This window comes from Pseudomonas sp. D1-36, from assembly GCF_051132205.1.
GTDB lineage: Bacteria > Pseudomonadota > Gammaproteobacteria > Pseudomonadales > Pseudomonadaceae > Aquipseudomonas.
The window spans coordinates 2,516,656-2,530,042 of the sequence record NZ_CP071674.1 but is presented as its reverse complement, the minus strand read 5'-3'; the positions used below and the strand labels follow the sequence as shown (position 1 = coordinate 2,530,042).

The window sequence follows — 13,387 nt, the reverse complement described above, 5'->3', positions numbered from 1 at the left end:
CGCATTCTCATTCGAGTGACCATATCTGTCAATCGTCACGATATTTACGCTAAGACCGTCAGCCTTCAAGCCGTGTTGCGCTTAACAACTGTCCGTTAGCTCTGCCTGGAAGCCAATTGACAGCTTGTGACCATATTATGATATGGTCACCATCCGCATCGACTCGAGGAATTTTCCATGCTACCCCTGCGCCCCCTGGCTTTTTTTCTGAGCACCGGCTTGTTGACAGGTTGCGCGGTCGGCCCGGACTACCATCGTCCCGCAGTCCCACTTTCGAGTCGTTACGTAGGCCAGCCTCTGGTCGAACAGCGGTCCGCGAGCGTTCGGGCCGACTCGATTATCTGGTGGGAAGCGTTTGGTGATCCAAACCTCACGGTGTTTGTCACCAAGGCCCTTGAACAAAACCTGGACTTGGCGCAGGCATCGGCGCGCGTGACGCAGGCACGGGCCGGACTGGGCGCAGCGAACGCCGCTTTGCTGCCCTCGGGAAATATCAGTGGCCAGGCCGCGCGCGCCTACCAGTCGGTGGAGACCCCGCTCGGCCAGGTGCTCGATTCAACGCCTGGCTATGATCGATACGGAAGTTCCTACGAACTCAACCTCGGCGCCAGTTGGGAGATAGATGCCTTCGGCGGCCTGCGGCGTGGACGCGAAGCAGCGCTGGCGGACTACCAGGCGTCCGAGGCCGGTGCGGTCGCCACGCGCTTGGCGGTCGCCGCGCAGGTCGCCGACACCTACATCACCGTTCGTGGACTGCAGGCCCGGCTGGACATTGCAAACCGACAGGTCAGGACGCAGCAAGACCTGCTAAAAAAAATCCAATTGCTGTACAACAAAGGCCTCGCCGCCAGCTATCAGGTTCGCCAGACCGAGGGGCAACTGGCACAAGTCCAGGCAACGTTACCGGTCCTGCAGACCGGCCTGGATGCCGCGATGAACGCCTTGGATGTCATGCTCGGCACTCCGCCCGGCACCCATCGGCCGCTATTGGCCGAGCGCCGCGACATTCCCCTCGCCCCACAAATAACCACAACCGGAACGCCGGCGGACCTGCTGCGTCGCCGGCCAGACCTGATCGTCGCCGAGCGTCACCTTGCGGCCTCCAATGCGCGCATCGGCGAGGCCGTCGCCGAGTACTATCCAAAGTTCTCCCTCAGCGCCTTGCTCGGCAGCGCCACGGCGGTGTCCGGCGGTAACTTGTTCAGTGGCGGCGCCAGCCAATCGGCGGGCGTGCTGGGGCTGCGCTGGAGGCTCTTCGATTTTGGCCGCATCAACGCCCGGATCGACGAGGCCAAGGGCGAGGAAGCCGAAGCGTTGGCTGCTTATCGCCAGTCCGTGCTGCGCGCCACTGAAGACGTCGAAAACGCCTTTAGCGCGCTGGTCAATCGCGAAACCCAGGCGACCACCCTCACCCAAGGCGAAACGTCTTTGAACCAGGCCCGTCAATCGGCCTTCGTCGCCTACCAGAAAGGCACCGCCAGCCTGATCGACGTGCTCAACGCCGACGAGACGTTGCTGCAGGCATCCGATGCCCGAGCGCAGGCTCGAACGGAATCAGCACGGGCAGCGGTCGCGGCATTCCGTGCGCTTGGCGGTGGTTGGCAAGCTCCCGAGGAAGGAGCTGTGGCGACAAGGTGAACATTTTTAGAAATGGTCACTAAATAGCTGCGAGAGTGGCCATCAGCCAAAGCTCAGGGCATCAGGCTACGCAGGATGAGATTGGTCGTGAGCGTGGGGGCTTCCTCGACGAAGTCGAGGTTGTATTGCAGCAGCAAGGGGTTGACGAACGGCCGCAAGGCCAGGTGGATGGCCTCCACCGTTTCGTCCAGAGGCGTGCGTCGTTCAAACTCGCCGAGCTCACGCCCTTGGCGGATGATCTCCAGCACGAAGCTCTTGATCCGTTCGTTATACGCCTGGGAACTAGGCCAGCGCTCCGAAGCCGAGAAAGCCGCGATATCGTAGAGCTTGCGGTCGTTGAAAAACAGGTTCACGCCCGTGACGACTAATGTTTTGACCAGCCTGCGCAAGCGCTCCGTTGCCGTCAGCCCGTTTACGTTGATCGCCTCTTCCACCGCCTCGACGATCGTCGACAGGCAGTTGGCGCAGATCGCTTCGCCGATCGCCTGCTTGGAATCGAAGAACTTGTAGATGTACGCCTTGGAGAAGCCGATAGCCTTGGCCAGGTCGGAAACCGTGGTCTTGCCAAAGCCGTACTGGCTGAAATGTTCATGGGCGGCCGCTATGATCTGGTCACGAATGTCGTGATCGGCGGGTCCACGGGCGCTGGGTGGTGCAATGGATGGCTGGTTCATCGGGGCAGCTTACGCATCCCGACGACCGTTGACAACTTATGACCAAACCTGGATTTAGTCACAATCCCATCGCCCTGTCGTCTCTGACTACTCGATTACGCGGGCATACACCGATCGATCGATATTACCGCCGGACAAAATCACCCCGACCTTCTTCCCTTCCATCTTCCCGCGCTCCTGGATAAGCGCCGCCAACGCCGCCGCGCCGGCACCTTCGGCCAGGTTGTGGGTGTCGGTGTAATAGACGCGCATGGCCTCGGCAATTTCCTGGTCGCTGACCGCTACGATGCGCGCCGCGCCAGCGCCGTAGATGGCGAAGGCCTGTGCAATCGGCTTGCGCACGGCGAGGCCGTCGGCAAAGGTATCGGCCGAGGCGGTTTCGCGGATTTCACCCGCTTCAAATGACAGTTTCGCCGCCGTCGCCTCGGTGGACACCACGCCCACGACCTGGGTTTGCAAGCCCAGGGCATCACGGGCAGCGATGACCGCGCAGATCCCGGAGCCGCAGCCAATGGGCACGTAGACGGTGTCCAGGTCAGGCACGGCCTTGAACAGCTCGAGCGCGTAGGTAGCGACGCCTCTGACCAGCTCGGTATGAAACGGCGGTACGAGATAGAGTCCCTGGGTCTGCGCCAGGCGTGCCGCTTCTTCACGAGCCTCATCGAAATCGCGGCCGTATTCGATCACTTCGCCACCGAAGCCGCGCATGGCGTCGTTCTTCTCGACCGAGTTTCCCTCCGGCACCACGATCAATGCCCGCAGCCCCGCCGCGCTGGCCGCCAGCGCCTGGCTCTGGCCATGGTTGCCACGGGTCGCGGTGACAATGCCTTTCGTTCGCGGATGCTCACGCTTGAGCCAATCCATGAATGTGATGCCGCCGCGGACCTTGAACGCGCCCGTGGGGGTATGATTTTCGTGCTTGACCCACACCGTGCAACCGAGGCGTTGCGCCAGCAAGGGCCAGGCGTACTGGGCCGTGGCGGGCATGACCTGGTAGACCTGGCGAGCCGCTTGTTCGATATCGTCGAGAGTCAGTGCGTACATGATGGGTCTCCTTGGGTTTCGGCCAGTCTAGCCAGGGACGCCGAAGCCGGGCTTTCAAAAAACTGACCTGACTTTTGTCCCCTCGCTTCACTACTATGGGTAGATGAGCCATCGAAACCGCCCACAGCCACCGCGCCCGACTGAATCGACCCGTCGCGTCGAGGCCGGCCCGTGGCTCATCGAACTGCTCCCCGGTAGCGCCTATTCGGCTCGATACGTTGCAACCCAGCCGGTCATCGGCTTTGCCTTCGACAGCCAGCGAGGCCTGCATGCCATTGGCAGCGACCGGGTGCAGCCGTTCTACGCCAAGCCCAACGGCCTGGCGTTCGTCCCAGCCCAGTGCGACGTGTATTCGGAGTCACCCGTAGGCGGCGAATACCTGCGTTTGGTGCGCACTGACGGCGTCGTGCTGCCTGGAGATCATGCGTTCAACAATCGCGTCGACCCACGCGCCAGCGCCCTCGCGCAACGCATGCGCAAGGCGTTGCTGCACGCTTCGGTCGAAGATGATTGGCAAGCCTGGGCCGTGGCGCTGGCCGAGCGCGTGACGCCGGGCGAACATTCTTGCGCAACGCTCCAGGGCTCCATGACCGACAGCCGGATGCGCCTGCTCGACGAGTTCATCGATGCCGGCCTCGATCAACCGCTGGGCGTCTCGGCAATGGCGCAGTTGCTGGGATTGTCCGAAGGTTATTTCATGCGCGCCTTCAAGTTCGCGACGGGCAAAAGCCCCCACGCTTACCTGATCGACCGCCGCCTCGCCAAAGCCCGGGCGTTGATACGCGACTCATCGGCGACGTTGGCACAAATCGCCCACGCCTGCGGTTTCAGCTCCCAGGCGCACATGACAACAACGTTCAAGCAGCGCCTAGGGGTGAGCCCGGCGCAGTTGCGCCAGATGACGAGTGGCGTTTGACGCCCTTGACTTAATGGTCCAGTTTTTAAAAGAAGCCAAGACAGCATCCCGTTCATTGATCAGAGGGCCACTGCCGCCTATGAATGAGGCACGAAGGAACTCCCCCGCTATTCGTCGTTGGACACCCCAGTGCCGTTGATCCCTCTGGTTGTGTGCGATGACTCCACCATGGCGCGCAAGCAAGTGTTGCGTGCGCTGCCGCAAGACTGGCCGGTTTCAGTCACCGAGGCGGTCAATGGCCGCCAGGCCATGGATGCCATACGTCAGGGCCTCGGCCATGTGGTGCTGCTCGACCTGACCATGCCGGAAATGGATGGATACCAGGTCCTGAGCGCGTTGCGCGCCGAAGGCCTCAAGGCGCAGGTCATCGTGATTTCCGGTGACATCCAGGATGAGGCCGTGCGCCGCGTCCTTGAGCTGGGCGCGTTGGCCTTCCTGAAAAAACCATTCGATGAAAACGAACTGCGCCAGACCCTCAACCGCGTGGGGCTGTTGAGCCAGCCCGCTCAGGCGCCGCCGCAGAACCGAGCGACACCGAACACGGCCATCAGCTTCCAGGACGCGTTCCGCGAAACGGTCAACGTTGCCATCGGCCAGGCCGCCGCCCTGATTGCCAAGGTGCTGGGGGTTTTCGTGCAACTGCCGGTGCCGAACGTCAACGTGCTCGAAGTCGGCGAATTGCACATGGCCTTGAACGACGTCGGCGGTTCCCAGCAACTCACGGCCATCTGCCAGGGGTTTATCGGCAGCGGGATTGCCGGCGAAGCCCTGCTGATCTTCCATGATTCGGAAATCGCCGATATCGCCCAGTTGATGCAGCGCGAAAGCGCCGACTATTCAGACCTGGAGATGCTGGTGGACCTTTCGAGCATCCTGATCGGTGCGTGCCTGAGCAGCATCGCCGAGCAGATCGATGTGGTGTTCTCCCAAGGTCATCCGCAGGTCCTCGGCCAGCATGCGGCCATCGAGGAATTGATCCGGGCAAACCGCGTCCATTGGAAAAAAACCCTCGCGGTGGAGATCAGCTACGGCCTCGAAGGCCAGGATATCCGCTTCGACCTGTTACTGCTGTTCACGGAGGATTCCATCGAGCGGCTGACCCACAAACTCGCCTACCTGATGAGCTGAGCCATGACCGACTCCATCGATCTGAACGAATTCCACTGGTTGCTGGCCATCGTTCAGAGCATCGACGTCGGCGTGGTGGTGCTCGACCGTGAGTACCGCGTTCAGGTCTGGAACACCTTCATGGAGAACCGCTCCGGCGTCCAACCCAAGGACGCCCAGAACCGGAATTTCTTCAGCCTGTTCCCGGAAATCGACCGCCAATGGTTCAGCCGCAAGGTGGAAAGCGTCGCGACCCTGGGCACCCCCGCGTTCACAGTCTGGGAGCAGCGCCCGTACCTGATGCGCTTCAAGAGCTACCAACCGATCACCGGCCAGGAAGAGTTCATGTACCAGAACACCACCTTGCTGCCGCTGCGCTCGCCTGACAACCGAATCAACCATATCTGCCTGGTGATCTATGACGTCACCGACGTCGCGACCAATCGCCATCAGATCCAGGCCGCCAATGCACAACTGCAATTGCTCTCCAGCACCGATCGCCTGACCGGCCTCTATAACCGCGGCCATTGGGAAGGCACCCTGAAAGCCGCCTACGCCCGCCATCAGCGCTATGGCAACGCCCTGAGCCTGGTGATGCTGGACATCGATCATTTCAAGCAGGTCAACGACACCTACGGCCACCAGGCCGGCGACAAGGTGATCGAACAGGTTGCCGCGCTATTGCACGAGCACGTACGCGAGTCCGACGTGGCCGGGCGCTACGGGGGCGAAGAGTTCGGCGTGGTGCTGTCGGACACCGACCAGGCCGGCGCACGGATTTTCGCAGAGCGCCTGCGCAAGGCTGTCGAACAATTGTTGGTGCAGTACAACGGCCAGGAGATTCGGTTCACCATCAGCCTGGGCGTGGCCGACCTGAGCACGCCGGCGAACGACCACGCCGAGCTGATCGCCCGGGCCGACCAGGCGTTGTATACATCGAAGAAGACAGGGCGCAATCGCGTGACGGTGCATGGCTAAGGACGGCACCGAACCCTATCGCGAGCAGGCTCGCTCCCACAGGGTCATGCGCATGCCGTTATTTGGCGAACAACTGACTCATGTCCTTGAACGCCTTGAACTCCAGCGCATTGCCGCAAGGGTCGAACAGGAACATCGTCGCCTGTTCGCCCACCTGCCCCTTGAAACGCACGTAGGGCTCGATCACAAATTGAGTGCCGAAGGATTTCAGTCGCTCGGCCAGCGCTTCCCATTCAGCCCACCCCAATACCACACCAAAATGAGGCACCGGCACATCGTGCCCATCCACGGCGTTGCTGTGCACGCTTTCCTGGGACGCGGTCTTGGGGTGCTCGTGGATCACCAACTGGTGACCGTAGAAATTGAAATCGACCCACTGTTCACTGGAGCGGCCCTCCTCCAACCCAAACACTTGGCTGTAAAAAGTACGGGCTGCCGCAAGGTCATAGACCGGAATTGCTAAATGGAAAGGCGAGACGCTCATCGGGACTCCAAAGATTCAATCATGGGATACGCAACCGCGCGTTTGCCCATCGTAGGCGCGGGAACCGAACAATAAAATCAATATAAATTTCTTAGAAAGACCATTAATCTTTATCAATGATCAAAGAACTCAAGACCCTCATTGCCGTCGCGCGCGAAGGCACCTTCGCCGCAGCCGGGCACAAGATCGGCCTCACCCAGGCGGCGGTCAGTGCGCAGATCCAGCGCCTGGAAGCCGAGCTGGGCTTCGAGCTATTCGACCGCAAGGGGCGCACGGCCCACCTCAACAAGCGGGGCCACCAGGTTCTCCTGCAAGCCCAGGAACTGCTTCGCCTTTACGAGAGTCTCGGCTCCGCCACCCCCGGGCTTCCCGCCAGCGTGCTGGTGAACATCGGCGCGATCGCCTCGGTCCAGCGCTCGTACCTGCCGGACGCTCTCGCCAGGTTTCACCAGCAATGCCCGCAGTGCCGCACACGCATCGTGCCGGGCCTGTCGGTGGAATTGATCAATCTGGTGGACGCCGGTGAAATCGACATGGCCGTGATGATCCGCCCGCCGTTCTCGCTGCAAAGTGATCTGCGCTGGACCACCCTGGCATTGGAGCCTTATCGGCTGATCATTCCCCGTGCAATGCCCGGCGAGGATTGGGCGGCGCTGCTGTCCAGCCAACCCTTCATCCGTTATGACCGGTCCTCGTTCGGCGGCAGGCAGGTCGATCGTTTCCTGCGGCAGATGCATTTCACCCTGCGGGAAGTGTGCGAACTGGATGAACTGGACGCGATCATCAAACTGGTGGAAAAAGGCGTCGGTGTCGCCCTGGTGCCGCATACGTCAGCCCATCAGCCGTGGCCCAAAGGCGTGCGGGCCCTAGACCTGGGGCCACACACGTTTCATCGGGACATCGGCCTGATCCATCGGTCGCGACAGAGCCTGGCCGACCCCGTTGCGATTCTTGCGGAGCTGGTCATCGAGCAAGCAGGCACGCCCGCAAGCGCGTCAGGTGTCGCAGACCCGAATAGGATTGGCGGCACTACTTACCCTTGAACGCTTCCCGGATCAATCCGCCTGCACGGTCACCTGACGCTGCTCACCCAATCCTGCAATCCCGAGGCGCATGGTCTGGCCCGGCCGCAGGAACACCGGGTTGGGCTTGATGCCCAGCCCGACACCCGGCGGCGTGCCGGTCGAAATGACGTCGCCCGGTTGCAGGCTCATGCACCGGCTGAGGTAGGCGATCAGTTGCGGCACGCTGAAGATCAGCGTCCGGGTGTTGCCGTTCTGATAGCGATGCCCGTCGACTTCCAACCACAGGTCCAGCGTATGCGGGTCTGGGATCTCATCCTTGGTCACCAGCCACGGCCCGAGCGGGCCGAAGGTGTCGAAGCCTTTGCCTTTGTCCCAGGTGCCGCCACGTTCGAGCTGCCATTCGCGCTCCGACACGTCGTTGATGACGCAATATCCGGCGACGTGCTCCAGGGCATTCGCTTCGTCGATGTAGCGCCCGCCTTTGCCGATGACCACGCCCAGCTCGACTTCCCAGTCGGTCTTGAGCGAGCCGCGGGGGATCTGGATATCGTCATTCGGCCCGCAAATGGCACTGGTCCATTTGTTGAAGATGATCGGCTCTTTTGGCACCTCCATGTTAGATTCGGCGGCATGATCGGCGTAGTTCAAACCGATGCAGATGAACTTGCCGACCTGCCCGACGCACGGGCCGATCCGAGGCTGGCCGGTCACCACCGGCAAGCTGTGCGGGTCGATGGCCGCGAGTCTGGCCAGGCCTTCCGGCTCCAGGACGTTGCCGGCGATGTCCGGCACATGGCCCGACAGGTCGCGGACCTGATGGTCGTCATCCAGCAGCCCGGGCTTTTCCGAACCTTTTTCGCCGTATCGCAACAGTTTCATGAAGTGCTCCTGTTCAAGTGAAAACTCAAAGGCTCATGCCGCCATCGATCACGTGCACCGCTCCCGTGGTGTAGGCGGACGCGTCACTGCCCAGGTACAGCGCCAGTTGCGCGATTTCCTGAGTGTTGCCAATGCGCCCCATGGGCTGACGGTCGAGAAACTGCCGGTAGACCTGTTGCACATCGACACCCTGCTGCGCGGCCTGGTCGGCAATGCGCTGGCGCAGCGATGGTGAATCCACGGTGCCGGGGCAGATCGCGTTGCAGCGGATCCCCTGGCTGACGAAGTCGATGGCGACAGATTTGGTCAGCCCCACCACCGCTGCCTTGCTGGCAGCGTAGGCGAAACGATTGGGCACGCCTTTGACACTGGACGCCACCGACGACATGTTGATGATCGACCCGCCACCCCGCGCCAGCATGCCCGGCAGGAACGCACGGATCATCCGGTACATGGCCGTGACGTTGAGGTCCATCGAACGCACCCAGGCCGCTTCGTCGCAGTCCAGGATGTTGCCGCTGTGCACGTAGCCGGCGCAGTTGAAGAGCACGTCCAGGCCGCCGATCCAGTCGCGGACAGCCTCGATGGCGCTGGCCGAGGTGACATCCAGGGTGACCGCCGTCACCCCTTCGATGCCCGCCAATGCGCGCGTATCGATGTCACTGGCAAACACCTCGGCCCCGGCCTGGGCGAAGGCCACCGCGCTGGCGAGACCGATACCCTGCCCGGCCGCCGTCACCAGTACCCGTTTGTTCTGCAAGCTCATGCGGTCTCCAGTTGCGTTGCCGGGACTGCGCTTTTTGGTGCCCTGGCGAGCATCGAGGCCGGAATGGCCAGGATCAGCCCGCCACTGACCAACAGGCACAGGGCCAGGACATACGTACCATTGTTGATATTACCGGTAAGCGTCTCGGCCACGGCGGTGATCATCGATCCGGTGAAGCCCGACAGGTTGCCGATGGCGTTGATCATGCCGATCCCGGCAGCGGCAGCGACGCCCGACAACACGGTGCCCGGCAGGGTCCAGAAGATCGGCATAAGGCTCAGGATCCCCGAAGCGGAGACGCTGAGGAACAGCACCGACAGCACCAGGTTATCGGCGAAGAACGCACTGAGGATCAGCCCGGCGCCACCGATGAAGGCTGGAATCGCCGCGTGAAGGCGCCGCTCACCGGTGCGGTTGGAGTGCCGGGCGTTGAGCAGCATCGCCACGACGGCCACCGAATAAGGGATGGCGGTGAGCAAACCGATGTGCAGGCTGTTGGTGATGCCGGTGCTCTTGATGATCGAAGGCATCCAGAATGCCAGGCCATAGAAGCCGGTGTTGAAGGTCAGCAAAATCAACACCAGCAACCACACCCGAGGGTTGAAAAACACCTCGCTCAAGCGCGACGCCTTGCCCTGGTTGTCGGTTTGCAGGTTGGCCTTGAGCATGGCTTTTTCTGCTGCCGACAGCCACTTGGCCTTGTCGATGTTGTCGGCCAGGCAGACGATTACCACGAAAGCCATGATGATCGAAGGAATGCCCTCGATGATCAGCATCCATTGCCAGCCGGACAGGCCTTGCACGCCCTGCATGCTATTCATCAGCCAGCCGGACAAGATCCCGCCGAGGGTCAGGCTGACCGGCAAGGCCAACAGGAACCCGGACATCACCCGGCTCTGCCGGTGGGTCGGAAACCAGTAATTGAGGTAAAGGATCACGCCCGGGAAAAAGCCCGCTTCACAGATACCCAGCAGGAAACGCAGCACATAGAACATGGTGCTGGATTCGATATGGAAGAACGCCGCCAGCGGCACAGTGTAGGCCACCGCCATGGAGATCACCGCCCAGCTGAGCATGATCCGGGCGATCCAGAACCGCGCGCCAAAGCGATGCAGCAACAGGTTGCTGGGGACTTCGAACAGGAAATAGCCCCAGAAAAACATACTGGCGCCCAAGGCATAGACCGTGTTGCTGAATTGCAGCTCGTTGAGCATGTCGAGCTTGGCGAAACCGATGTTCACCCGGTCGAGGTAGGCCGCCATGTAGCACAACAGCAGGACAGGCAGGATTCGCCAGATGACCTTGCGGTAGGTCCGGTCCTCGAAATCGAGTCCGCTGGCGGAAGCCTGGGCGGGCGAATGCTCGGAGATGGTTTGCATGAGGTAACCCCTGATTGTTTTTATTGGGTCACGTCGAATGAGCGAGTCATCCGGCGATTGAACGAGGACTCTACTGTCGGGAAGCGATTCTTTCCCAATGGCATTTTTGGATTAGTTGATAACCCAGTGTTATCAGAAATCGTAGGGGGCTACTGCGTAGCCCAGCGGGAGCAAGCTCCCTCGCCACGGGTTCAGCGCAAGCAGGCTGTGTGGTAGCGAGCTTGCTCGCGATGGGGCGGCACGTTCAACCACTCAAGCGGGCGTTGTCCTTGAGGATCTCGGCGAACTCCAGGGCCGCGCCCACCAGCGGCTCGTCCTTGCGGGTGAGAATGCCGTAGTCTTGGGGCACCAGGTGCAGCGGCGTGTCAAGGGTCTTGAGCTGGCCGCTTTCGAGCAACGGGTCGACCATGGCGTTGGGCAACATGCCAATCATGGGGCCACGTTGCAGGACCTGGAGGAAAGTCTGCATCGAAATCGTGTCGATGGTGTTGCGCGGCATCCCCACACCAGCTTCGGCAAAGGCCAGCTCCATGCGGGCGCGAATCGGCGTGCCGACCGGATAGAGAATCCACGGCAGGTCCACCAGTTGCTGCAAGGATGTCGGCCCAGCGTTGGCCAGCGGATGGCGATCGTTGACCACGATGCAGAACGGTTCGGGGGCCAGGGGCTGGAAGTCGTAGCGCTGCTGCTGGCTTTGATCGGTGAAACGCGCCACGGCCAGGTCGAGCTTCTTTTCTTCGAGCATCTTCATCAGATGATTACTGGTTTGCTCCACCACTTCGATGGACAGCAAGGGCCAGCGCTGCTTGATCTGCAGGATCGCCTCGGGCAACGCCACCGCCGTCGCGGCAAAAATACCGCCGACCTTCAAGTAACCGTGGCCACCTTCTCGCAGGCTGCTGATCTGTTCGACGAACGAACGGGCGTCATTCAGGGCTATTTGCGCGTAGCGCAGCACGTGCTCGCCCAGGGCGGTGGGCGGCATGCTGCGCGGTCGACGCTCGAACAGGGCGAAGCCGAGCAGGCTCTCGATTTCCTTGAGCATTTTGCTCACGGCCGGCTGGCTGAGGTTCATCTGCTCGGCCGCCAAATGCATGTTGCAGGTGCGTCCCAACGTGTCGATCAGCAGCAGATGACGAAATTTGAGCCAGCCGCAAAAGCTGGAAAAGGACAGATCGGACATGGGTATTCCTCGGCGGCGCAATAACCAGGCGTTATCGGATACTGAATATATCTCATTGGAGTTCATCGACAACGGGCCCTAGCGTGAAGGCTTTACGAACCAGGAAGCCTGTCCATGTCGCTATTGCTTACTCCCGAGAACACTCTGCCGGTCGATGGCGTGGCCGGCACGTTGATTGGTCGCGCCTGGGTCCCGGGGCGGATCGCCGGGCCTTCGCCCATCGTGCTGCGCAGCGACGGGGTGTTCGACCTCTCGGATCGGTTCGCGACACTTAGCGACCTACTGGAAACACCCTCGCCCCTGGCGACGGTAAGAGAGACGCCTGGCACCTTCATCGCCACCCTCGAAGCACTCTTGGCCAACACCGGCCCCCACGCCGACCCGGCCAAGCCGTTCCTGTTGCCTCCGCTGGACTTACAAGTGATCAAGGCGGCCGGCGTGACGTTCGCGGCGAGCATGATCGAGCGGGTCATCGAGGAACAGGCCGGCGGCGACGCGGCCCGCGCCGAAGCCGTGCGCGCCACGGTCCACGGCGTGATCGGCGACAACCTGCGCTCGATCGTGCCAGGCTCCGAGCAAGCGATGCGCCTCAAGGCGTACCTCATCGAACAAGGTATGTGGTCGCAGTATTTGGAAGTGGGCATCGGCCCGGACGCGGAAATTTTCACGAAGGCGCCGGTGCTGGCCGCCGTGGGCAGCGGCAGCCAGATCGGCATTCACCCGGCCTCGCAATGGAACAACCCGGAACCGGAAGTGGTGCTGGCGGTGAACAGCCGTGGCCAGATCCACGGCGCCACCCTGGGCAACGACGTCAACCTGCGGGACATCGAAGGCCGCAGTGCGCTGTTGTTGAGCAAGGCCAAGGACAACAATGCATCGTGCGCCATTGGGCCGTTCATTCGCCTGTTCGACGAGCAGTTCAGCCTGGACGATGTGCGCGCCTGCGAAGTCGATCTGCACGTACAAGGCGAAGACGGTTACCGGCTGCACGGTTGCAGCTCCATGAGCCAGATCAGCCGCGATCCGCAGGACCTGGCCGGCCAGACACTCAACGCCAACCATCAATACCCCGATGGCTTCCTGCTGTTTCTCGGTACGCTGTTCGCCCCCACCGAGGACCGTGATCATGCCGGCAGCGGTTTCACCCACAAACTCGGCGACCGCGTCAGTATCAGCAGCCCGCTACTGGGCAGCCTGCATAATCAGGTGACCCATAGCTGCGACGCCGCGCCGTGGACCTTCGGCGTCGGCGCGCTGCTGCGTAACCTCGCCGCGCGGGGGCTGCTCGATCGCTGAGCCCGACTGATCGTCGAT

At 61.7% G+C, this 13,387-nt stretch carries 13 protein-coding genes; 6 read left to right on the top strand and 7 right to left on the bottom strand.

The window, feature by feature from the left end; translation table 11 throughout:
• Positions 1-177 precede the first annotated feature (177 nt).
• Positions 178-1,638: an efflux transporter outer membrane subunit gene (locus tag J3P76_RS11445; RefSeq protein WP_434606065.1), complete on the top strand. Its 1,461-nt coding sequence runs from the start codon at positions 178-180 to the stop codon at positions 1,636-1,638.
• 53 nt (positions 1,639-1,691) lie between these two features.
• On the opposite strand, the gene J3P76_RS11440 is transcribed toward J3P76_RS11445, so the two are convergent.
• Together J3P76_RS11440 and J3P76_RS11435 are read right to left on the bottom strand one after the other, a co-directional pair.
• Positions 1,692-2,312, bottom strand: a complete 621-nt coding sequence (locus J3P76_RS11440; protein WP_434606067.1) for a TetR/AcrR family transcriptional regulator — start codon at positions 2,310-2,312, stop codon at positions 1,692-1,694.
• Between the two features lie 87 nt (positions 2,313-2,399).
• Positions 2,400-3,356, bottom strand: a complete 957-nt coding sequence (locus tag J3P76_RS11435; RefSeq protein ID WP_434606068.1) for a threonine dehydratase — start codon at positions 3,354-3,356, stop codon at positions 2,400-2,402.
• A gap of 103 nt (positions 3,357-3,459) precedes the next feature.
• Here J3P76_RS11435 and J3P76_RS11430 point away from each other — a divergent pair, with 103 nt between their 5' ends.
• The 3 genes from J3P76_RS11430 to J3P76_RS11420 all read left to right on the top strand — a co-directional run bounded on the left by J3P76_RS11430 (position 3,460) and on the right by J3P76_RS11420 (position 6,357).
• Complete coding sequence (locus tag J3P76_RS11430) at positions 3,460-4,272, top strand: helix-turn-helix transcriptional regulator (RefSeq protein ID WP_434627440.1); 813 nt, start codon at positions 3,460-3,462, stop codon at positions 4,270-4,272.
• Positions 4,273-4,440: 168 nt separating this feature from the next.
• Positions 4,441-5,400: a response regulator gene (locus tag J3P76_RS11425; RefSeq protein ID WP_434564113.1), complete on the top strand. Its 960-nt coding sequence runs from the start codon at positions 4,441-4,443 to the stop codon at positions 5,398-5,400.
• 3 nt (positions 5,401-5,403) lie between these two features.
• On the top strand, positions 5,404-6,357 hold the full coding sequence (locus tag J3P76_RS11420) for a diguanylate cyclase (RefSeq protein WP_434606072.1): 954 nt from the start codon (positions 5,404-5,406) through the stop codon (positions 6,355-6,357).
• A gap of 58 nt (positions 6,358-6,415) precedes the next feature.
• Here the strand turns inward: J3P76_RS11420 and J3P76_RS11415 are convergent, their stop codons facing one another.
• The gene (locus tag J3P76_RS11415) at positions 6,416-6,841 is read right to left on the bottom strand and encodes a VOC family protein (protein WP_434606075.1); all 426 of its coding nucleotides are present in this window, start codon (positions 6,839-6,841) and stop codon (positions 6,416-6,418) included.
• Positions 6,842-6,957: 116 nt separating this feature from the next.
• Between J3P76_RS11415 and J3P76_RS11410 the strand changes: the two genes are divergently transcribed.
• Entirely contained in the window at positions 6,958-7,884 is a 927-nt protein-coding gene (locus tag J3P76_RS11410) for a LysR substrate-binding domain-containing protein (RefSeq protein ID WP_434606077.1), read from the top strand.
• Positions 7,885-7,896: 12 nt separating this feature from the next.
• On the opposite strand, the gene J3P76_RS11405 is transcribed toward J3P76_RS11410, so the two are convergent.
• From J3P76_RS11405 to J3P76_RS11390, 4 genes are all read right to left on the bottom strand, one after another.
• A complete protein-coding gene (locus J3P76_RS11405; protein WP_434606079.1) occupies positions 7,897-8,745 on the bottom strand; it encodes an ureidoglycolate lyase in 849 nt (282 codons plus the stop codon).
• A 25-nt stretch (positions 8,746-8,770) separates the two neighbouring features.
• The gene (locus J3P76_RS11400) at positions 8,771-9,511 is read right to left on the bottom strand and encodes an SDR family oxidoreductase (RefSeq protein WP_420763700.1); all 741 of its coding nucleotides are present in this window, start codon (positions 9,509-9,511) and stop codon (positions 8,771-8,773) included.
• A complete protein-coding gene (locus tag J3P76_RS11395) occupies positions 9,508-10,890 on the bottom strand; it encodes an MFS transporter (protein WP_434606082.1) in 1,383 nt (460 codons plus the stop codon). The genes J3P76_RS11400 and J3P76_RS11395 overlap by 4 nt, the downstream gene beginning before the upstream one ends.
• A 244-nt stretch (positions 10,891-11,134) precedes the next feature.
• Positions 11,135-12,073, bottom strand: coding sequence for a LysR family transcriptional regulator (locus J3P76_RS11390; RefSeq protein WP_434559205.1), 939 nt, complete (start codon positions 12,071-12,073; stop codon positions 11,135-11,137).
• 114 nt (positions 12,074-12,187) lie between these two features.
• On the opposite strand from J3P76_RS11390, the gene J3P76_RS11385 reads away from it, so the two are divergent.
• Entirely contained in the window at positions 12,188-13,369 is a 1,182-nt protein-coding gene (locus tag J3P76_RS11385; RefSeq protein ID WP_434559207.1) for a fumarylacetoacetate hydrolase family protein, read from the top strand.
• Positions 13,370-13,387 lie beyond the last annotated feature (18 nt).

What these genes read in the sequence shown, in the direction of transcription:
- J3P76_RS11415 (WP_434606075.1), bottom strand. Translation starts at nt 6,841, where the DNA reads ATGAGCGTCTCGCCTTTCCATTTAGCAATTCCGGTCTATGACCTTGCG.
- J3P76_RS11405 (WP_434606079.1), bottom strand. Translation starts at nt 8,745, where the DNA reads ATGAAACTGTTGCGATACGGCGAAAAAGGTTCGGAAAAGCCCGGGCTG.
- J3P76_RS11385 (WP_434559207.1), top strand. Translation starts at nt 12,188, where the DNA reads ATGTCGCTATTGCTTACTCCCGAGAACACTCTGCCGGTCGATGGCGTG.
- J3P76_RS11410 (WP_434606077.1), top strand. Translation starts at nt 6,958, where the DNA reads ATGATCAAAGAACTCAAGACCCTCATTGCCGTCGCGCGCGAAGGCACC.
- J3P76_RS11425 (WP_434564113.1), top strand. Translation starts at nt 4,441, where the DNA reads ATGGCGCGCAAGCAAGTGTTGCGTGCGCTGCCGCAAGACTGGCCGGTT.
- J3P76_RS11400 (WP_420763700.1), bottom strand. Translation starts at nt 9,511, where the DNA reads ATGAGCTTGCAGAACAAACGGGTACTGGTGACGGCGGCCGGGCAGGGT.
- J3P76_RS11440 (WP_434606067.1), bottom strand. Translation starts at nt 2,312, where the DNA reads ATGAACCAGCCATCCATTGCACCACCCAGCGCCCGTGGACCCGCCGAT.
- J3P76_RS11430 (WP_434627440.1), top strand. Translation starts at nt 3,460, where the DNA reads ATGAGCCATCGAAACCGCCCACAGCCACCGCGCCCGACTGAATCGACC.
- J3P76_RS11395 (WP_434606082.1), bottom strand. Translation starts at nt 10,890, where the DNA reads ATGCAAACCATCTCCGAGCATTCGCCCGCCCAGGCTTCCGCCAGCGGA.
- J3P76_RS11390 (WP_434559205.1), bottom strand. Translation starts at nt 12,073, where the DNA reads ATGTCCGATCTGTCCTTTTCCAGCTTTTGCGGCTGGCTCAAATTTCGT.
- J3P76_RS11445 (WP_434606065.1), top strand. Translation starts at nt 178, where the DNA reads ATGCTACCCCTGCGCCCCCTGGCTTTTTTTCTGAGCACCGGCTTGTTG.
- J3P76_RS11420 (WP_434606072.1), top strand. Translation starts at nt 5,404, where the DNA reads ATGACCGACTCCATCGATCTGAACGAATTCCACTGGTTGCTGGCCATC.
- J3P76_RS11435 (WP_434606068.1), bottom strand. Translation starts at nt 3,356, where the DNA reads ATGTACGCACTGACTCTCGACGATATCGAACAAGCGGCTCGCCAGGTC.